Source organism: Candidatus Manganitrophus morganii, assembly GCA_021651055.1.
Lineage (GTDB): Bacteria > Nitrospirota > Nitrospiria > SBBL01 > Manganitrophaceae > Manganitrophus > Manganitrophus morganii.
Genome location: JAJHOH010000001.1, coordinates 296159 through 314031, shown reverse-complemented (window position 1 = coordinate 314031; position 17873 = coordinate 296159). Strand labels below are relative to the sequence as shown.

General features: G+C 55.7%; 20 protein-coding genes. All 20 read left to right on the top strand.

Going from position 1 to position 17873, the window contains the following annotated elements:
- Nucleotides 1-10 precede the first annotated feature (10 nt).
- The 20 genes from MCM46_01415 (at nucleotide 11) to MCM46_01320 (ending at nucleotide 17873) form a co-directional block, all read left to right on the top strand.
- Nucleotides 11-724, top strand: coding sequence for a protein phosphatase CheZ (locus tag MCM46_01415; protein ID MCG3110456.1), 714 nt, complete (start codon nucleotides 11-13; stop codon nucleotides 722-724).
- 17 nt (nucleotides 725-741) lie between these two features.
- Nucleotides 742-1512 carry a flagellar motor protein gene (locus MCM46_01410; GenBank protein ID MCG3110455.1) on the top strand — a complete coding sequence of 257 codons (771 nt, stop codon included), beginning with the start codon at nucleotides 742-744 and terminating at the stop codon, nucleotides 1510-1512.
- Nucleotides 1513-1517: 5 nt separating this feature from the next.
- The gene (locus tag MCM46_01405) at nucleotides 1518-2285 is read left to right on the top strand and encodes an OmpA family protein (protein MCG3110454.1); all 768 of its coding nucleotides are present in this window, start codon (nucleotides 1518-1520) and stop codon (nucleotides 2283-2285) included.
- 64 nt (nucleotides 2286-2349) lie between these two features.
- Nucleotides 2350-3582, top strand: coding sequence for an HDOD domain-containing protein (locus tag MCM46_01400; protein MCG3110453.1), 1233 nt, complete (start codon nucleotides 2350-2352; stop codon nucleotides 3580-3582).
- Nucleotides 3583-3849: 267 nt separating this feature from the next.
- Nucleotides 3850-4602, top strand: coding sequence for a flagellar basal-body rod protein FlgF (gene flgF, locus MCM46_01395; GenBank protein ID MCG3110452.1), 753 nt, complete (start codon nucleotides 3850-3852; stop codon nucleotides 4600-4602).
- Between the two features lie 28 nt (nucleotides 4603-4630).
- Nucleotides 4631-5416, top strand: coding sequence for a flagellar basal-body rod protein FlgG (gene flgG / locus MCM46_01390; protein MCG3110451.1), 786 nt, complete (start codon nucleotides 4631-4633; stop codon nucleotides 5414-5416).
- A 28-nt stretch (nucleotides 5417-5444) separates the two neighbouring features.
- Nucleotides 5445-6194, top strand: a complete 750-nt coding sequence (flgA, locus tag MCM46_01385; protein ID MCG3110450.1) for a flagellar basal body P-ring formation chaperone FlgA — start codon at nucleotides 5445-5447, stop codon at nucleotides 6192-6194.
- 14 nt (nucleotides 6195-6208) lie between these two features.
- Nucleotides 6209-6904 carry a flagellar basal body L-ring protein FlgH gene (locus tag MCM46_01380; protein MCG3110449.1) on the top strand — a complete coding sequence of 232 codons (696 nt, stop codon included), beginning with the start codon at nucleotides 6209-6211 and terminating at the stop codon, nucleotides 6902-6904.
- Nucleotides 6905-6925: 21 nt separating this feature from the next.
- Nucleotides 6926-8053: a flagellar basal body P-ring protein FlgI gene (locus tag MCM46_01375; GenBank protein MCG3110448.1), complete on the top strand. Its 1128-nt coding sequence runs from the start codon at nucleotides 6926-6928 to the stop codon at nucleotides 8051-8053.
- Nucleotides 8053-8379: a rod-binding protein gene (locus MCM46_01370; GenBank protein MCG3110447.1), complete on the top strand. Its 327-nt coding sequence runs from the start codon at nucleotides 8053-8055 to the stop codon at nucleotides 8377-8379. The genes MCM46_01375 and MCM46_01370 overlap by 1 nt, the downstream gene beginning before the upstream one ends.
- A 44-nt stretch (nucleotides 8380-8423) precedes the next feature.
- Nucleotides 8424-8735, top strand: coding sequence for a flagellar biosynthesis anti-sigma factor FlgM (gene flgM / locus MCM46_01365; protein MCG3110446.1), 312 nt, complete (start codon nucleotides 8424-8426; stop codon nucleotides 8733-8735).
- 19 nt (nucleotides 8736-8754) lie between these two features.
- The gene (locus MCM46_01360) at nucleotides 8755-9357 is read left to right on the top strand and encodes a flagellar protein FlgN (protein ID MCG3110445.1); all 603 of its coding nucleotides are present in this window, start codon (nucleotides 8755-8757) and stop codon (nucleotides 9355-9357) included.
- A gap of 3 nt (nucleotides 9358-9360) precedes the next feature.
- Nucleotides 9361-11007, top strand: coding sequence for a flagellar hook-associated protein FlgK (flgK, locus tag MCM46_01355; protein ID MCG3110444.1), 1647 nt, complete (start codon nucleotides 9361-9363; stop codon nucleotides 11005-11007).
- 17 nt (nucleotides 11008-11024) lie between these two features.
- Nucleotides 11025-12245, top strand: coding sequence for a flagellar hook-associated protein FlgL (flgL, locus tag MCM46_01350; protein ID MCG3110443.1), 1221 nt, complete (start codon nucleotides 11025-11027; stop codon nucleotides 12243-12245).
- Nucleotides 12246-12349: 104 nt separating this feature from the next.
- Complete coding sequence (gene csrA / locus MCM46_01345; GenBank protein MCG3110442.1) at nucleotides 12350-12607, top strand: carbon storage regulator CsrA; 258 nt, start codon at nucleotides 12350-12352, stop codon at nucleotides 12605-12607.
- Nucleotides 12604-13080: a flagellar assembly protein FliW gene (locus tag MCM46_01340; GenBank protein ID MCG3110441.1), complete on the top strand. Its 477-nt coding sequence runs from the start codon at nucleotides 12604-12606 to the stop codon at nucleotides 13078-13080. Before csrA ends, MCM46_01340 begins: the two co-directional genes overlap by 4 nt.
- Before the next feature lie 330 nt (nucleotides 13081-13410).
- On the top strand, nucleotides 13411-14397 hold the full coding sequence (gene pseB, locus MCM46_01335; protein ID MCG3110440.1) for a UDP-N-acetylglucosamine 4,6-dehydratase (inverting): 987 nt from the start codon (nucleotides 13411-13413) through the stop codon (nucleotides 14395-14397).
- On the top strand, nucleotides 14394-15554 hold the full coding sequence (gene pseC / locus MCM46_01330; GenBank protein ID MCG3110439.1) for a UDP-4-amino-4,6-dideoxy-N-acetyl-beta-L-altrosamine transaminase: 1161 nt from the start codon (nucleotides 14394-14396) through the stop codon (nucleotides 15552-15554). Before pseB ends, pseC begins: the two co-directional genes overlap by 4 nt.
- Nucleotides 15511-16476 (top strand): aldo/keto reductase, encoded by a 966-nt coding sequence (locus tag MCM46_01325; protein ID MCG3110438.1) that lies wholly within the window; start codon nucleotides 15511-15513, stop codon nucleotides 16474-16476. The genes pseC and MCM46_01325 overlap by 44 nt, the downstream gene beginning before the upstream one ends.
- A complete protein-coding gene (locus tag MCM46_01320) occupies nucleotides 16473-17873 on the top strand; it encodes a hypothetical protein (protein ID MCG3110437.1) in 1401 nt (466 codons plus the stop codon). The genes MCM46_01325 and MCM46_01320 overlap by 4 nt, the downstream gene beginning before the upstream one ends.

Genomic DNA, 17873 nt, shown 5'->3' with positions numbered 1-17873 from the left:
CGGATACGTAATGATCATGAAAGGAATGACCGGGATGGATTTCCATGAATCTTCGTTAGAAGACAATAATATCCGGGGCCTGATCCGGGCCGCGCGCGGGATCATCGAGGGGGACCTCAAAAAGGAGGCCGATCAAAAGCTCTCCGATGAACTCGGCAAGCTTGCGAAATACCTCCAGGCGATTTCAAGGAAATTGCAGGCGGCTGAATCGGATATCGAGACGGCCTCCAGCCAAATCCCCTACGGAACCGATCAGATCCACGGCGTGACGCGGTTTACCGAAGAAGAGGTTCATCGGGTTTTGGGAATTGTGGAAAAGGTGATCGAGAGTCATGACGCGCTCGCGAACAAGTGGGAGTCGCTTAAGACCCAGTCACAGGCGGAGATGCTGCAACGCCCCACGCTGAAGCGCCAGGCCGACGAGATCGGTTCGACCCTTCGGGACGAAAAGAAAATGCTGATGGATTTGATGACGGCGCTCTCCTTTCAGGATGTCGCCGCCCAGTGGCTGAAGAAGATCTCCTCCGATATGACGAATGTGCAGTCGCGGATTAGACGGCTGAACAGCTCGCTCAACGTGAAGGGGAAGGAGAGCGGTCCGCCGACGTCGTCGAAAGAGACCGACCGGGATGCGAATTTGATGAAAACGGGGAATCGGTTCGCGGGCGCCGATAAAATGGGCCAAACCGACGTCGATCACCTTTTGAAGGAATACGGGCTGTAAGCCCTTAACGGATCGCGATGGATATTTTGACCATAATGGGGGTGGTTGTCGGGCTGGCCGCGCTGATCGGCGGACAACACCTCGAAGGAGGACACCTCTCGTCGGTCATGCAGTTTACGGCCGCGATCATCGTGTTGGGGGGAACCCTCGGGGCGGTGATGGTCCAATATTCCCTCCCCAAATTCTTGGAAGGGATCAAGCTGGGAATCAGCACGATCAAATCGCAGCCGGACCATTCCGCGGGCTATATCAAGCAACTGGTCGATTACGCGAACATCGTGCGAAAACAGGGGATTCTTGCGCTGGAGCCGAAGGTGAAAGAGGTGAAAGATCCCTTCTTTAAAAAGGGACTTCAGCTTTTAATGGACGGGACGGAGCCGAGGCTGCTCCGCGAGATCCTGGAAGTCGACCTATCGTTCAGCGAAGAACATCATGTTATGGCGGCCAAGGTCTTTGACGCCGCCGGCGGATACTGTCCCACCTTCGGGATCATCGGAGCGGTTCTGGGGCTGATCCACGTTATGGAGAATCTGGCCGATCCGAGCAAGCTGGGGAGCGGGATCGCCACCGCCTTCGTCGCCACGGTGTACGGCGTCCTTGCCGCCAACCTGATCTTCCTGCCCCTTGCCTCGAAGTTGAAGATGCGGGGACAGATGGAAGGGATCACGCGTCAGCTGATTATCGAGGGGTTGATGTCGATCGCGGCCGGAGAGAACCCCCGGCTGATCCAGGAGAAGCTGGAAGGATTTCTGACCGAAGGGGAAAAGAAAAAAATAAAGAAGGGATAGCCGAAATGAAAAAGAAAAAACATGAAGAGCATGAAAACATGGAACGATGGTTGGTCTCCTATGCCGATTTCATCACATTGCTCTTCGCTTTTTTCGTGGTGATGTATTCGACCTCTTCCGTGCGGGAAGGAAAATTCCGGGCGGTCGCCGACTCGCTCAATTCGGCCTTTCACCCGATCATCGCGCACTCCGCCTCGAATATTCGACTCAGCTCGAAGGCCTCCGGCTCCGAAATGTTCGACATCGGCTTGCAGCTTTACAAGAAGCTGACGGCCAATATCAATACGGAGGAGAATCCGGGGGGGATGAAAGTGATTCGGGACAGCCGGGGCGTGGTCATCCGAATCAGTGAGAGTCTCGCGTTTGAAACCGGTCAATCGGAGCTTCTGCCCGAATTCAGGGAAACGCTCGATCATATCGCCGGATTGATTATCGACGCTCCGAACGCGATCCTGGTGGAAGGACACACCGACAATATTCCGATCAAAACGCCGTTTTATCCCTCGAATTGGGAGCTCTCCGCGACCCGGGCGACACAGATTGTCCGCTACTTTACAACAGAACACGGGATGACTCCCGATCGATTTTCGATCGCCGGGTATGCCGAGTTCCGGCCGATCGCCGTCAACGATACGTTAGAAGGACGCGCAAAGAATCGCCGCGTCGAGATCGTTCTTTTAAATCCGCCGGAGGAAAAAGCCGATCCGGAATTTAACCCTTTTCCCCCGCCCAGAGGTCCGGATGGATCGGGCGCCGACATGAAGAATCCGTAATCAGATTAAACCGATAACCCACACCGGTATTCGCTTTCCGTGATTTCAACGATCGAAGTGTTTTATGCGTGAAGAAGCGATTTTCTTGGGACGGAATCCAATTCTGAATAAAGATGAGGAGATCGTCGCTTACGAACTCCTTTTTCACTCGGAGAGTCACCTGTCTCAGGCAGACAACGTCTTGCAGACATCGGCGAGTGTGATCGCCGGTGCGCTGACCCAATTCGGGATTGAGACGCTCTTGGGTGGAGGAAAGGGGTTTGTCGGCGTCAATGAAGAGATCCTCCTCAGCGATGCAATTGAGCTTCTTCCGAAAGAAAAAATGGTTCTTGAGGTTTTTGGGACGCCAAAGATCGAACCGCGGGTGGTCCAGAGGATGCAGGCGCTTAAAAAGAAAGGATTCAGTTTTGCCCTTCAACATTTCCGCGACGATGGGTCGCATCTCCCGCTGCTTGAGGTCATCGACGTGGTCAAAATCAATATCGCCGAGATGACGGGAGAAAAATTATGGGCGGGGATTCAACCGTTCAAAAAGCGATCGATCCGGCTGTTGGCTGAAAAAGTCGAACGGCAAGAGGATTTTCAACGGTGCCGTCCGATGGGATTTGAACTTTTCCAGGGATATTATTTCGCCCGCCCTTCCATTTTATCTCAGAAGCGGGCCGACCCCGCCATGGTGTCGCTGATGAAGCTGAATGAAAAGGTGATGAAGGACGCGGATACAAACGAGATCGAACAGATTTTCAAGGGAAACCCCGCCCTCAGCTACAATCTGCTCCGTCTGGTCAATTCGGTGGCGATCGGAACGCGGCAAAAAATCACCGCCATCTCCCACGCCATTACCATGCTGGGGAGGCAACAGCTCAAACGTTGGGTCCAGCTCCTTCTCTTTACGCAAGGAGGCAAAGGGGGGATCCATAATCCGCTTATGCAAACGGCAACGCTGCGCGGCCGGATCATGGAGCTTCTCGTCCAATCGCGGCCCGATCTTTACCGGGGGATGGGGTATTCCGATCTGGCCTTTATGACGGGACTCCTCTCGTTGATCGACGTATTGCTTGGAACGCCGATGAAGGAAGTGGTCGAGCAACTCAATCTGTCGGACGATGTGCGGCAGGCGCTGCTGGCGCATGAAGGATCCCTCGGCCTCCTTCTTTCCCTGAGTGAGCGCCAGGAAGCGGCCGATTTCAAAGGGGTGGATCGCTTGCTCAAACAGTCCGGGCTGAGACTCAGCGACTTGATGAGCGCTCAACGGGGAGCGATCTCCTGGATGAATCAGCTCAGCGCCGGTTTTTAAAACGCCGCTTGTTTCGGCGATGTCATCTTTTTGACACAGACCTGTCAAGCTCCTTGCAAACCCATCTGCACAATTCTGAATTTCAATTCCGTCATCCCTCCAGAAAGGAAACTTCTGCCTACCCCGATCGGCAAAAAGCGCCGATTCGACTTTTTCCCGGCAAATGAATCCCTCTCAGCGCGATTTCTCGTCCTGGCACATCCCTTGCTTATGATTCCACTCAGGAATAGCGGAGCGGTCTTCTTTTTCATTCGGAGTCGAAAAACAATGGATGCAATCTATCCGGTCCTCTCGGGAGCCTTGGCTCAAGAAAAGCGTCTGGAGGTTATCACGAATAATCTGGCGAACGTCAACACCGCGGGATTCAAGAAAGATCATCCTCTCTTCGAGGGAATCGGGCTGCCGCCCGGACCGAATGCAGGGCCGAGCGGATCGATCACCCCCAGCCCGACTTTCGAGATCCTTCACCACGTTTTCACCGATTTCTCCTCCGGTCCGATCCGAATGACGGGAGAGCCGCTCGATATTGCGATTGAAGGAGAAGGTTTCTTTTCGGTGCAGACCCCGGGGGGGGTTCGTTATACCCGCGGGGGGAGCTTCACCCTTGATGCACAGGGACAGATCACCACGCACGACGGATTCCCGCTTTTGGGAACCGGCGGGCCGATCACCCTCCCACCGGGGTCGATCCAGATCGACGCCGAGGGACGCCTCTCGGTGAAGGGGACCGAAGTCGGCGCGCAGCCGACCGAGGTCGATGCCTTGGCGCTCTACCGGTTTTCCGATCCGTCTCGATTGAAGAAGGTCGGCAATACCCTTTTTGAATCGGTCGGCGGAGGGGCGGTTCCTTTTCCGGAAGGAAGGGTGAGCCAGGGGGCCCTGGAAGGAGCGAATGTCAATCCGGTGGAAGAGATGGTCGCGATGATTACGGTCATGCGCCTGTATGAGTCGGCCCAAAAAGCGATTCAAACCGCCGATGAGGTCGCCTCCAAGGCGGCCAATGAAGTCGGGCGTCTATAAGATGAGTAAATCGGGAGGAGAGTGAGCTATGATGCGTGCGTTATCCATCGCCAGTACCGGCTTGGGATCCCAGCAGCTTTCGGTCGAGGTCATTGCCAATAACTTGGCCAATGTTTCGACCGTCGGCTTCAAGAAGAGCCGGGGAGAATTCCAAGACCTGATGTATCAGACCCTGAAATCGGCAGGCACCACCACCGCAACGGGAACGCTGCCGGTCGGGATTCAACTCGGATCGGGGGTGATTCCGGTCTCGGTCCACCGGACGTTTGCACAGGGCGACTTTCAGCTGACGCAGAATCCGTTCGATCTCGCCATCGAGGGGGACGGCTTTTTCCAGGTGACCCTTCCGGACGGCTCCACCGGCTACTCGCGCGCCGGATCGTTGAGCCTCGACAGCGAAGGGAGCATCGTGACCGCCGAAGGTTATCCGCTTCTTCCGAATGTCACGATCCCGTCCGGCGCGCAAACGGTGACCATCCTTCCCACCGGGGTGATTTCCGCCGTTGTGGCGAACGGGGCGGCGCCGCAGCTGGTCGGAACGCTTGAACTGGCGCGGTTCACCAATCCGGCCGGTCTTCACAGCATGGGAAAAAACCTCTATCAGGCGACAGACGCCTCCGGAGAAGCGGTGACCGGCGCGCCGGGACAGGAAGGATTCGGAACCGTCCAACAAGGCTCCCTTGAAGGTTCGAACGTCAACATCGCCGAGGAAATGGTGAACATGATCGTCGCGCAGCGCGCCTATGAATTGAACTCCAAAGCGATCCAGACGACCGATGAAATGTTGTCGATGGTCAATAACCTCAAACGGTAAGCAAAGGGTAAGCAAAAGGTAAAGGAAGATGAGCGGTTTTTTTAGAATCCTGTTTTTGATCATGGTGATCTTCACGGGTGTCGGCGCGGTTGAGGCGGCGGATGGTTTGGAAAATGGAGCAGCCGTTCAACAGGAAACCGTTCCCGGCCCGGCAGAGAAGATCAGCACCGCCATACGCGCCTATGTGGCGGAACGTCTTACCTCAAATGAAAGCGATATACGGGTTCGCCTTCTCCGTCCACCGGACGGTTCATTTGTCATGGAGGACGGATTGGAGGTCAAGGAAGGGTCGCGCGGCGGATTGCTTGGCCGGGTGGTCTTCCTCATTTCTTCGAGACCGAACGGGAAACCGGCCGCACATCAGTGGGTCACCGCGAATGTCGAAATGATCCGATCGATCGTCGTTTCCATTCGGCCCCTCCGCCGCGCTCAAGTGATCGGACCGGACGATGTCGAGATCCGGTCGGTCGCAGTGACCCGCGCGGGGGAATCTTATCTCTTCGATCCCGACGCGCTGATCGGAAAGAGGGTGATCCGCTCCGTCGGCGCTGGCCTGCCGATCTCCGTCGAGATGGTCGAGACGGCGCCGGTGATTCGTTCGGGAGATCGGGTGACGATGATCGTTGAATCGGGCGGATTGCGGATCGCTACGATGGGCCGGGCCAAGGAAGAGGGTTTTCTCGGAAGACAGATGGCGGTGGTCAACCTCGATTCCCAGAAGACGGTCTACGGAGAGGTGATCGACGCCGCGACGGTGAAAATCACCCTTCCGAGATAAAGGGGAAATGGGAAATGACAGATAGAGAAATTTTAAGTCGGAAAATGGCCGTCCGGTTGCTTCTCGTGGTTTTCGCTTTTTTTGCCGGCTGTGCGGCGGTTCCGAGGGAAATGAAGCCGGAAGAAAGCCTTCCCCCCGCCTACCTTCAACCCACGGAACTCCATCAGCCGGAGGGCTCTCTCTGGACCGCCGATCAATCGCGGACCTTTTTCTTCCAAGATACAAAGGCAAGCCATGTCGGCGATATCGTCACGGTGCGGATTGTCGAGAATGCCAGAGGATCGAAGGATGCCCAGACCACGTCGGGCCGCTCTTCAACGATCGGCGCCAGCACGAGCGCTTTTTTGGGGATTCCGACGAATACCACTCAAAAACTCCAGGCGGATGCCACCTTTTCGGATGATTTTGACGGTTCGGGATCAACCAGCCGCAGCGGAGCCTTAACCGCCGATATCACCGCCGTGGTGACAGCCGTTTTCCCGAACGGGAATATGGTGATCGAAGGGAAGCGGGAGGTCCTCATCAACAGCGAAAAAGAATTGATCTCTCTCGCCGGGGTGATCCGTCCCGAGGATATCGGTCCGAGGAACACGATTCTGTCGACCTTTATCGCCGACGCAAAAATCGAATACACCGGCCGTGGCGTCATCAACGATAAACAACGGCCGGGGTGGCTGATCCGGATTCTCGATTGGATATGGCCCTTCTAAATGCGAAATGCGGGGTGCGGAATGCGGAGTGAAGATCGCAAGCGAATCCAAAAGGGATTGGTTCTCCTCGTCGGGATCTTTTTTTCCGTCCTCCCGATCGACGCGGAGGCGGTTCGGATCAAGGATATCGCCGCGGTGGAAGGGGTGCGGGAGAATTCGCTCATCGGGTATGGGCTGGTGATCGGATTGAACGGAACCGGCGATAAGACCGGGACGACCTTTACGGTTCAAACCCTCTCCAGTATGTTGAAGAAGATGGGGATCGCGGTCGAGCCGAGCGCGGTGAAGGTGAAGAATGTGGCGGCGGTGATGGTGACCGCCAAGCTCCCTCCGTTCGTTAAGACGGGGAGCCGGATCGATGTTGTCGTCTCCTCTTTGGGCGACGCCACGAGCTTGCAGGGGGGCACCCTTTTGTTAACTCCTTTGAAGGGGGCCGATCAACAGGTTTATGCCGTGGCCCAGGGACCGATTTCGATCGGCGGGTTCATCGGCGGGAAAGAGGGCGATTCAGTCCAAAAGAATCACCCGACCGCCGGGAGGGTGGCCGAAGGGGCCCAGGTGGAAAAGGAGGTCGGATTCCCTTTCTTGCATAAAGAGCGATTCAATCTTCTCCTGCGCCAGCAAGATTTCACCACGGCCCTCCGGATTTCCCAGGCGATTAATGCACAGTTGGGAGGAGAATCGGTTGCGAGTGCGGTTGATTCAGGAACGATCACCCTTCAGGTTCCCGACTTCTACAAAGGACGGCTGGTCGAGTTGTTGGCTGCGATCGAAAGTCTGGAAGTGACGGTCGACCTGCCGGCGCGGGTCGTCGTCAACGAGCGGACCGGGACCATTGTCATGGGGGATCAGGTGCGGATTTCCGAGGTCGCCGTTTCCCACGGCAATCTGACGATCCGGGTGAAGACCGACTTTCAGGTCTCTCAGCCCCCTCCCTTCGCTCCGGAAGGATCGGAAACAGTCGTTGTCCCGCAACGGCAAACCGAGGTTCGGGAAGAAGATGCGCAGATCCTGATGCTGAGGGGGGCGACGATCGGCGAGGTGGTTCGCGGTTTAAACGCGATCGGCGTGACGCCGCGCGACTTGATCGCCATTCTCCAGGCGATCAAGGCGGCCGGGGCCCTTCAAGCCGAATTGGAGATTCTCTAATGGAAGGGGGCGGGCTTTCGGGAATCGGCGGGACGGGAGCCAATCCGTTGAAGGCGCTGGAGCAGGCCACAAGCAACCCGGAAGAGATCAAGAAGGCGGCCGAGGCGTTTGAGGCCTATTTCATCTTCTCTCTGCTCAAAGAGATGCGAAAGACCGTGCCGGCGGGAGGGTTCCTCGGGTCGGGACCGGGGAAAGAGATCTACGAATCGTTGCTCGACGAAACCATGGCAACGAAAATGGCGCAGAGTGAGGGTATTGGGCTGGCGAAGCTCCTCGTCAAAAAATTGGCGGATCAATCCTCAAGTTTTAAGGGATTAGACCGATAAGTGAGGTAATAAGCACCCTTACGACGGCTTAAGAGGAGAAAAAAATGCAGATACCTGGAGATGACCGAACCCGCCTTCTGGAAACCGTTCTTTTCGGCGTCAAGAAGACCGATCAGAAAGGCCCTGTCCGTTCCTCCGATCAGAAGGGGGAGGCCGCTCCGACAGACCGCGTCGAGATCTCCGGCGAGGCCAAAGAGTACCAGCAGCTCAATCAGGTGATTGCATCCCTCCCGGAAGTCCGATCCGAGCGGGTGGCGGCCCTTCAGCAGGAAATTGAGGCGGGGACCTACCATCCACAAAGCGAAGAGATCGCGGAAAAGCTGGTTCGATCGACACTGCTGGATGCGGTTCTATAAGTTCGAAGGGGGTTCATCAATGCGGGACGTTGAATTCGGAATGAAGCGTGAAGAGCAACACATCGATTATTCCGCGTCCCGTCCCCTGCCATCGGCGCTTCCCCCCCCCGAAACCCTGACCGTCCCGGATGCACTATTGATATCGCTCGTTTCGACCCTGGAGGAGATGATCCTCGTTCAACAGGAAATGCTCTCTCTCCTTCAGCGCGAGAAGAAGCTGATGATCGGTGGAGAGCTCGACGATCTTCTCCACTGTCTTCAGGAAAAAGAAAACCTTCTGAGCCGTCTCCGCGGATTGGAGCAACGGCGCCAAGCGGAGATCGCCCCGATGGCCCGACAATGGGGGGGAGAAGATAGGCCATTCACGCTCAAACAGCTGGCTCAGCGGGTCCCCGAGCCTTTCCGGGGACGACTGACTGATTGCCATACCCGGCTCGAGGCGTTGACCGCCAGCATTCAGGAACTCAATCAGATCAACGGACTTTTAATTGACCGAATCCAGGAACGGATCACGGCGCTGGTCGGCCTTTTGCGGCACCTTTCGTCCACCGATCCGATCTACCAACCGAATGGAGCGCTTCAGCATTTTCCATCGGGGGGAAGGGCGATCAGCCAAGGATAGGACATGTCGAGTATCTTCGGGATTTTCAACATCGGAAGGCTGGCCCTCTTCGCCAATCAGCGGGCCCTCTCCGTCACGTCCCAGAATATCGCCAACGTGAACACCCCCGGGTATACTAGACAGCAAGCGATTTTTTCGTCAACGACGCCGATGGACAGCGCTCCCGGACAGTTGGGAACCGGTGTCCAGATTAGCGAGGTTCGACGCGTTTTTGATAAATTCATTCAGGATCAATTGACGGCGCAGAAATCGAATCTGGGTCGTTTTGGAGTCGAGCGGGGAGCGCTCGGGCGGGTGGAGGCGGTGTTTAATGATTCTGACGGTGTCGGCCTCCATCAGTCCTTGTCGGAGTTTTTTGCGGCGTTTCATGATCTTGCCAACAATCCGCAGGGACTTCCTGAACGGGTCTCCCTGATGGAGCAAGCGAGGACCCTCTCAGCGAACTTTACGCAGATGAACGATCAGCTACAGCAGATACGAAAGGATCTCAACACCGAGGTCGAGGGGGTGCTTGGAGAGGTCAATACGCTCGCGGAGCAAGTTGCCGATTTAAACGGCCAGATTGCTCAAGTGACGATTTCAGGACAAAATGCGAATGATCTGCGCGATCAGCGGGAGCGTCTTTTACAGGATCTTGCCGAAAAGATCAATTTCTCCTCGTTTGAAAACGACCTCGGAGAGGTCTCGATTCTCATCGGAGGAAAGCTCTTGGTCGAATCGACGGCGTCGTTTACGCTTCGGGGGGTGGTGAACCAAGACAACGCCGGGTTCGCCGACGTGGGGTATGACCCGGGAACCGGCACGATCACCGACATCACCTCCTTTATCGAAAACGGCCGCCTCAAAGGATTGGTTGATCTCCGGGATACGCTTCTTCCCGGATATATCAATCAGCTTGACCAAATGGCGGCCGCGATCGTCAATGAGGTGAACCAGCAGCACCGGGCCGGCTACGGTCTCGACGGTTCCACCGGAAATGATTTCTTCTCTCCTCTGGCGCCGACCGTGACGGGATTGAGCGGCAATACCGGATCGGGGACAATTGCCGCGACGGTGAATGATCCTTCCCTTCTGACATTGGACGCCTATCAGCTGACCTTCGCCGGGGCGAATTATACGATTCAGAACCTCAGGACAGGGAGCTCCGCCACCGCCGCTTATGTCGACCCGACGACGGTCGCGTTCGAGGGGATTCAAATTGCCATGAGCGGGGCGCCGGCGAATGGAGATACCTTTGAGATCAGCGTCCATCGGGGGATGTCGGGTTCCATCGCTCTTTCCGCGATCGATCCGAATGAAATTGCCGCATCCTCTACGGCAGCCGGCGTGCCGGGAGACAACAGCAATGCCCTTCTCCTCGCGCAACTACAGGAGAAAGAGGTGACGGGGCTTGGAGACGCGACGTTTCAGAGTTTCTATAGCCAATATGTCGGGGAAGTCGGATCGAGGTCGCGGTTGGCCCAGCGGTCTCTTCTTGCCGAACAAGTGATCGATCAGAACCTCATCCATCAACGGGAAGAGATTTCCGGCGTTTCTCTTGATGAAGAGACGGCCAATTTAATCAAGTTCCAGCGGGCCTTTGAAGCATCGGCGCGGTTGATCTCCGTCGCGGACGAACTGTTACAAACGATTTTGGCCATAAAGCGATAAAAAAAGAGAGAAAGTAGATGCGTGTATCGGATCAAATGCTCTTTCAATCGATGATGGTGCACTTGCAGCGGCAGACCGGATCGCTTCTTCACATTCAGGAGCAGGTTGCTTCCGGGAAGAAGATCAATCGACCTTCGGATGATCCGATCGGTCAACCGTTGGTTCTGAACTATGGGAAAACGCTTGCGACGACCGAACAGTATTTGCAGAACATCGATCGCGGCGAGACGTATCTGACCAGCACCGAATCGACGTTACAGGATGTGGGGGATCAACTGCAGCGGGCCCACGAACTGGCGCTGCAGTTGGCGAACGATTCCTATTCTTCGACCGACCGGACCAACGCGGCGAATGAGGTGCGGGAGATTTTCAATCAACTGATTGCGATGGGAAACCGTTCCGTCGAGGGCCGATACATTTTTGCGGGAAATCAGACCAGGACCCTCCCGTTCCTCGAGCAGGGGCGCTATCTTGGAACGGCGGTGACCTTGCCGGTGACCGTCACGGCGGCGGTGAATGATCAGTTGACCCTTTCATTGGACGGGATCTCCTCCACCCTCACCCTGCCGGCCGGAAGTTATGCGACAGGGACGGCGTTGGCCGGGATGGTCCAAACCGCAATCAACGCGGATCCGACCTTTCAGGCAGCCGGGGCTTCGGCCACCGTCACCTTCGATACCGACCATTTGGTGATCACCTCGAATTCGGAAGGAGGCACTTCCGCCGCCGTCCCCACGGCAGGGACCGTGCTGGCCGATTTGGGATTGGCCGCGGGAACGAACCAGCCGTCGGGAACCTATATGGGCGACTCGGGAGAAATCTCTTTTCTGATCGGCCCCAATACACCGGTGATCATGAACCTCCCCGGAGACCGGCTCTTTAAAGGGGTTGGCGTGACGGGAGGGGTCGATCTCTTTTCGGCGGTGGGGGGGCTACAGGCGGCTTTGGAGACGAATGACACCGCCGGAATCCAAGCGGCACTCACCAATATCAGCGCGGCGCAGGAGCAGGTGATCGGTGAACGCGCTTTGTTGGGCGCTCGACTCAATCGGATGGATGCGACCAAAACGGTGCTCGAGGATTTCAAGCTCTCGATCACCCGGTTCAAGTCCGATCTTGAAAATATCGATCTTACGCAGGCGATTTCGGATTTTTCGCTTCAGCAGGTCGCCTTGGAAGCCACCCGGGCCACGGCGGCCCGGTTGATTCAAAACTCGCTCCTTGATTTCCTTCGATAACGAAGAGGGTCGGGGCGTCGGAATGAACACGCATCGCGCGTCGCATTTCCGCTGGTAGGGGTATTGCAATACGCCCCTACACCATTTAAAGAAAGGCAGGTCGGATGCTGGTCCTGACACGGAAGTCGGGAGAGGGAATCATCATCGGGGATCAGATCCGGGTGGTGGTGATCGAAGTCCATGGAAATCAGGTCCGGCTCGGCATTGAAGCGCCGGCCGGCATCAAGATCTACCGGGAAGAGGTCTTGGCCAAAATCATGCTTGAGAACAAAAAAGCGGCCGGCGTCGATCCGAAGCAGCTGAAAGATATTTTGAGCAAGGGGGTTCCTCCGCCGGGGAAAGGGAAAGGATCCAAACCGTGAACACCGTGATTCAGAGCGCAAAATTGGGACCGGTGTCGATCGATCCCGAGCGGCTGCTCACTTTCCCGGAAGGGATCCCCGGTTTCCGAACGGTCAAGCAGTATACGTTGGTCAATAATGACAAGGGCCACCCTTTTTTTTGGCTCCAGGCGGTGGAAGATTCTGAGTTGGCCTTTGTGGTGATCGATCCGCTGGTCTTCCGGCCGGACTATCGACCGGCCCTCCCTCCGGAGGAGATGAAAGAGCTTGAAATCGAAAGCTCGGACTCCCTGGTGGTATTGACGATTTTAACCATTCCGCAGGAAGACCCGCTCAAACTGACCGCAAACCTGATGGCGCCGTTGGTCATCAATTCCAAAACCCGGAAGGGCAAACAGATCGTCCTTTCCGACCTGAACTACAGCCATCGGGAACCTCTTTTCCCCGCGCATGTCTTGAGCGCTTCGGAGCAGGGTGTCGCCGGCGCAAAATAACGTGAACACGCACGCGCGTCGCATGGTTCGCTTTCACTCACGATGTGAGCAGAGGCGCTTCGCGCTTCATTCCTGTGGGCACATTCCTCGCAGCTTGCTGTGGGGAGCTTCAATCAAAGGGAAGAACGATTTGTTCTCTCGATTCCGCGTCTTCCTTCCTCTGAGGAACTCGTTTTTCCCGTCATTGAAAATGCCCCCCCCTGTCAAATGATTGACACCTCCCTTTTTTAAGGTCGGGAAGCGATCCGCTTTTTGAACTATTCCCGGAAAGAGATAGCGGCAAGATTATTGCACATACCTTGAAAGGGTATTTCAGGCGAGGCGCAAACGATGATCGATCTCAACGGGAAAACAATTTTGGTCACCGGGGGAACCGGTTCTTTTGGAAAGCGTTTCGTGCGGCGGGTCCTTTCAAAGTTCCGGCCTGAAAAGCTGATCGTCTTCAGCAGAGATGAATTCAAGCAATACGAAATGCAGCGGATGATGGACGATCCCTGCCTCCGTTTCTTTATTGGAGACGTCCGGGATAAGGACCGTCTCTACCGCGCTTTCGAGGGGGTCGAATACCTGATCCACGCCGCCGCGTTAAAACAGGTTCCCTCCGCGGAATACAATCCTTTTGAAGCGATCAAAACCAATATCATCGGCGCGCAAAACATCATCGACGTCGCGATCGACATCGGGATCAAGCGGATCGTCGCTTTGAGCACGGACAAAGCTTGCAACCCGGTCAATCTCTACGGGGCGACCAAGCTCTGCTCGGACAAGCTCTTCATCGCCGGGAATTCCTATGCCGGTCGAAAGATCACCCGTTTCGGCGTGGTCCGCTACGGTAACGTCGTCGGAAGCCGGGGGAGCGTTGTTCCCCATTTCCTGCAACTAAAGAAAGGGGATTCCGTCCCGGTGACCGATGAGAGGATGACCCGCTTCTGGATTACCCTCGATCAGGGGGTCGACTTCGTCTTAAAGGCGCTCGATCAAATGAAGGGAGGGGAGATTTTTGTCCCGAAGATTCCCACGGCGACGATCGTCGATATCGCCAAAGCGATCGTTCCCAAATGCAAGATTAAAATCATCGGCGTCCGTCCGGGCGAGAAACTCCATGAACTTCTGATCTCGATCGAAGATGGAAGGCGGACCCTGGAGTATCCGGAGCATTTTGTGATCCAGCCCGACTTTCCCTGGTGGTCGGACGAAAAACGAAAGAACGGCGGGGAACCTGTGAGGGATGGATTCGTCTACTCCAGCGATCAGAATCCCTGGCGGCTGACGACGGGAGAGATCGAAAAGATGGTGAGGGAACTTCAGAACGGATGAAGACGATCCCCTATGGGAGACAGACCATAGACGAGGAAGACATCCAGGCGGTGGTCGATGTCCTTCGTTCCGACCGGCTGACCCAGGGGCCGGCCGTCGACGCCTTTGAAGAGGCGCTCGCCGCCTATTGCGGCGCCCGGTATGCCGTCGCTTGTGCTTCGGGAACGGCCGCGCTTCATCTCGCTTATCAGGCCGCCGGCCTCGGACCGGGTGATCTCGTCATGACCTCTCCGAATACGTTTGCAGCCACCGGCAATGCGGCCCTCTTCCTGGGAGCAAAGCCGGTCTTCGCCGATATCGATCCGGCGACCTTCAACCTGAGTCCCTCTGAAATTGAGAAAACGCTATCGGCCCTTCAGGCAGAACGGGGTCATCTGAAGGCGATCGTTCCGGTTCACTATGCGGGAACCCCCTGTGACATGGAGTCGATCGCCAAGATCGCGGAGCGACACCGGCTTCTCGTGATCGAAGACGCCTGCCACGCGCTGGGCGCCTCCTATGCCAATAAGAAGATCGGCGGTTTGTCGGATATGACCGTTTTCAGTTTTCATCCGGTGAAGACGATTACCACCGGAGAGGGGGGGGCCATTGTCACCAACCGTGAGGATTATTATCAACGGCTGAACCGGCTCCGGTCGCATGGAATTGAGCGAACCGATTTTTTGGAGCCCTCCCACGGCGACTGGTACCACGAAATACAAGAGCTCGGATACAACTACCGCATGACCGATCTTCAAGCGGCGTTAGGACGTTCTCAACTAAAAAAAGTCGACCGGTTCGTTGCAAGGCGAAGAGAGATCGCGGCCCTTTACCACACGGCGTTCAACGGGAATCCCTATTTCGATCTCCCCGTGGAAGCCGCAGGCTCGGTGTCCTCTTACCATCTTTATCCGATCCGATTGAAAGATTCTCTTAAAGCAGATAAAAAAGAAGTTTTCCATCTACTCCGGGAGAAGGGCCTGGGAGTCCAGGTTCACTATCTTCCTGTTTACCGGCATCCGGTTTATCGGAAGATGGGCTACCGAAAGGGCCTCTGTCCGGCGGCGGAAAACTTTTATCAAAGAGAGATCAGCCTTCCGATCTTTCCGGCGATGACTCAACAAGAGGTGACCTATGTCATCGAAACAGTCGATCGGGTCTTCCGTGACCGCGCATAACATTCTTTCCTCTCCTTCCTTCGTCGGGGAGGAGATTCATGTGAAGTGGATCCTCGGATCTGCGAACTTCGGCTTGTCCTATGGAATCGCGAATGAAAGAAAGTTGAGCCGGGAGGAGGTCTTCGGCATCCTCGCGTCGGCGCAGTCCCAAGGGGTCTGGGGGATCGACACCGCCAAAGCATACGGCGACGCGGAAAAAATCATCGGGGAATATTTTAAAGCGCGGGGGAAGACTCTCCGGGTCATTACCAAACTCCCTTCGAAGGAGTATGCCGATTCGATGGAGGTGGAGAGAGAAATCACCGATTCTCTTCGCGCGATGAACGTTCCTTCGATCGATGTTCTCCTTCTCCACTCGTATGAAACGGTTCGGCGGTTCGGGAAGGTGATCCTGCCTGTTCTTCAAAAACTTTCCAAGGAAAAGGTCATCGGACGCTACGGTCTCTCCGTTTATCACCCGGAGGAAGCATTGGAAGCGGCCCGCGATTTAACGGGAGCGCTTGCGATCGAGTTCCCGATCAATCTCTTTGACCGGCGTTTTCAGAAGGGAAATCTCCTCGAACGGCTGAAGTCGCAGGGGGTGTTTTTGCTGGCGCGGTCTGTTTTTCTACAGGGGCTCTTTTTCATGCAAGAGGAGGCGCTGGGGGTCGACTTGAGCAAGGTGAAGAAGAAGGTGAGGAAGATTCGGGAACTCTCTGAAAATGCTCAATTACGGCCGGAATGGCTCCCGCTGGCATTTGTCGCGACCGACCCTTGGATCGATGGGGTGGTGATGGGGGTTGATTCCGCGGATCATCTGAAAACAAATCTCCAGGCCCTCACCCATGAGAACCTCCTCCGATATCGCCAGATCGCCGGTCAACTGGCCGACCTGGAGGTCGACGACGAGGATATCCTTCTTCCTTACCGGTGGAAAAGATGAAAATCCAATTTCCCGATACGACGTCTCTCGCCTCTGTGGAAGGGATTGAACTAAAGCAGGGGTTGGTCACGAAAGAGGGGCCGGTCCTCTTTCCACAATATCCTTGGGAGGGTATTCACGCCTATCTCTACGGTTCGGTTTTGGAGAAAAACGGACAGCTTCATATGTGGTATCAATCCTATCTCGACGGAGATGATTTCTTCGTGAACTATGCGCGATCCCGCGACGGGAAAAAATGGGAGAAGCCCCTCATCAACAAGTGGCGGGTCGATGAGAGGCGGTTTTATCCCACCATCGAATCGGAGAAAGAAAGAGAAACAAAGGCGATTGCGTTCAGAAATGGAAGCCCGGGTTACTGGAAGACGAACATCGTTTCGACTTACCACATCCCGAGCGTGATCTACGATCCGGAGGATTCGAAGCGCCCCTATAAATTATTCGGCTTTACCAATGAAGGCTACCGCGTCGCATTTTCAGAGGACGGGATTCACTTCAAGGAGTATGAGGGAAATCCCGTCCTCCCGCTGATGCGATTTCCGAATCCGAAAACAAAGAAAAATTGGGTCAGCGATGTCTCCCCCGTTTTTAAGGACGATCTAAAAAAGAAGTTTATCGCCTTTGCCAAAACCTACGTCATCGATGAAGAGGGAAGGACGCGGCGATCGGTCGGTTATTCCGAAAGCGACGACTTTATCCGGTGGTCGCCGCCCGAAACGATCTGGACCCCCTCCGCGGCGGACGATCGGCTGGCCGTCGCGCGTGGATTCAAGTGGGCCGACTTCTACGGGCTTTGCGGTTTCAATTACGGCGCCGGTTACCTTGGACTTCTCTGGCTCTTTTACATGGATTATGAGTTTGCAAAAGGAACCCACGAGGGAAAGATGGAAGTTTTCCTCGCGACCAGTCCCGACGGGAAACAGTGGACCCGTTTCTCGGATGAGCCGTTGATTCCGCTGAGCGAATCGGGATGGGACTCGGGGATGATCACCACAGCGAATCTCCCCCTCTTCAGGAAAGAGGGAATCGATCTCTACTACGGCGGGTCGAATTTCAGCCACGGCGTCGGCAACGCCCAACTTCTGTTCGACGAACAGAGCCATCGGTTCAGCGTCGGCCTGGCCACGTTGAGGAAAGATGGGTTTGTGTATGCCGCCGGCGCGAAGGGGACAATGACGACAAAACCGTTGACCTGTCGAAAAGGAACCCTCCGGATCAATGCAGACGCCACCGGGGGAAGGGTGAGGATCGATCTGTTCAAAGGGGGACAACCGGTGGAATCTTGCCGGATGGAGGGGATCGATTCTTCGGATCACCTTCTCCGGACCGGCGTAAGGGGAGAGGTGACGTTGAAGATTTTCGTCGAAGGGGCGAAGCTTTATTCTCTGGAGGTGTGTTGA

Coding starts and splice junctions, on each gene's coding strand:
- MCM46_01415 (MCG3110456.1), top strand. CDS start 11: ATGATCATGAAAGGAATGACCGGGATGGATTTCCATGAATCTTCGTTA.
- MCM46_01410 (MCG3110455.1), top strand. CDS start 742: ATGGATATTTTGACCATAATGGGGGTGGTTGTCGGGCTGGCCGCGCTG.
- MCM46_01405 (MCG3110454.1), top strand. CDS start 1,518: ATGAAAAAGAAAAAACATGAAGAGCATGAAAACATGGAACGATGGTTG.
- MCM46_01400 (MCG3110453.1), top strand. CDS start 2,350: ATGCGTGAAGAAGCGATTTTCTTGGGACGGAATCCAATTCTGAATAAA.
- flgF (MCG3110452.1), top strand. CDS start 3,850: ATGGATGCAATCTATCCGGTCCTCTCGGGAGCCTTGGCTCAAGAAAAG.
- flgG (MCG3110451.1), top strand. CDS start 4,631: ATGATGCGTGCGTTATCCATCGCCAGTACCGGCTTGGGATCCCAGCAG.
- flgA (MCG3110450.1), top strand. CDS start 5,445: ATGAGCGGTTTTTTTAGAATCCTGTTTTTGATCATGGTGATCTTCACG.
- MCM46_01380 (MCG3110449.1), top strand. CDS start 6,209: ATGACAGATAGAGAAATTTTAAGTCGGAAAATGGCCGTCCGGTTGCTT.
- MCM46_01375 (MCG3110448.1), top strand. CDS start 6,926: ATGCGGAGTGAAGATCGCAAGCGAATCCAAAAGGGATTGGTTCTCCTC.
- MCM46_01370 (MCG3110447.1), top strand. CDS start 8,053: ATGGAAGGGGGCGGGCTTTCGGGAATCGGCGGGACGGGAGCCAATCCG.
- flgM (MCG3110446.1), top strand. CDS start 8,424: ATGCAGATACCTGGAGATGACCGAACCCGCCTTCTGGAAACCGTTCTT.
- MCM46_01360 (MCG3110445.1), top strand. CDS start 8,755: ATGCGGGACGTTGAATTCGGAATGAAGCGTGAAGAGCAACACATCGAT.
- flgK (MCG3110444.1), top strand. CDS start 9,361: ATGTCGAGTATCTTCGGGATTTTCAACATCGGAAGGCTGGCCCTCTTC.
- flgL (MCG3110443.1), top strand. CDS start 11,025: ATGCGTGTATCGGATCAAATGCTCTTTCAATCGATGATGGTGCACTTG.
- csrA (MCG3110442.1), top strand. CDS start 12,350: ATGCTGGTCCTGACACGGAAGTCGGGAGAGGGAATCATCATCGGGGAT.
- pseB (MCG3110440.1), top strand. CDS start 13,411: ATGATCGATCTCAACGGGAAAACAATTTTGGTCACCGGGGGAACCGGT.
- pseC (MCG3110439.1), top strand. CDS start 14,394: ATGAAGACGATCCCCTATGGGAGACAGACCATAGACGAGGAAGACATC.
- MCM46_01325 (MCG3110438.1), top strand. CDS start 15,511: ATGTCATCGAAACAGTCGATCGGGTCTTCCGTGACCGCGCATAACATT.
- MCM46_01320 (MCG3110437.1), top strand. CDS start 16,473: ATGAAAATCCAATTTCCCGATACGACGTCTCTCGCCTCTGTGGAAGGG.